Source organism: Lactobacillus sp. UMNPBX15, from assembly GCF_002553785.1.
GTDB classification, from domain to species: Bacteria; Bacillota; Bacilli; order Lactobacillales; family Lactobacillaceae; genus Lactobacillus; species Lactobacillus crispatus.
Genome location: NZ_PCYV01000087.1, coordinates 1 through 454, shown reverse-complemented (window position 1 = coordinate 454; position 454 = coordinate 1). Strand labels below are relative to the sequence as shown.

At 30.6% G+C, this 454-nt stretch carries 1 pseudogene; it reads left to right on the top strand.

Annotated elements, in window-relative coordinates:
* Positions 1 to 454: pseudogene (locus tag CP366_RS10730) on the top strand (alpha-mannosidase); the annotation flags it as partial.

The window sequence follows — 454 nt, the reverse complement described above, 5'->3', positions numbered from 1 at the left end:
TTTCATGGACAACATTTTATCTAGCTCATATTAAGGAAGATCAAGGTCAAAAATTAGGTACTACTCAAAATGAATATCAATTAAAGAATTCAAATATTGAAGTTGAAGTTACTAAAAACGGTCAATTAAGAATTTATGATCGCTTTGGTAAATTAGGTACTGTAATGAATTTAGTTGATACCGGGGATATTGGTAATGAATACATTTATCGTCAATCAGCAGATAATCAAGAAATAATTTTTGATAGTAAGATTCGTGATTTAGTTAAGACGGATTTAATTGATGGACAAAAACTAAGCTTCACTCAAACTATGATGCTACCAGTTTCTGCTGATGAAAAATTAAAGCAAGAAGAAGAGCAGGTTATTGATATTACTCATCGTACAGCTAAGCGTTCCAACGTATTACATGAATTTAAGTTAAGAGTTGAACTGATATTAATGGACCAATGGCA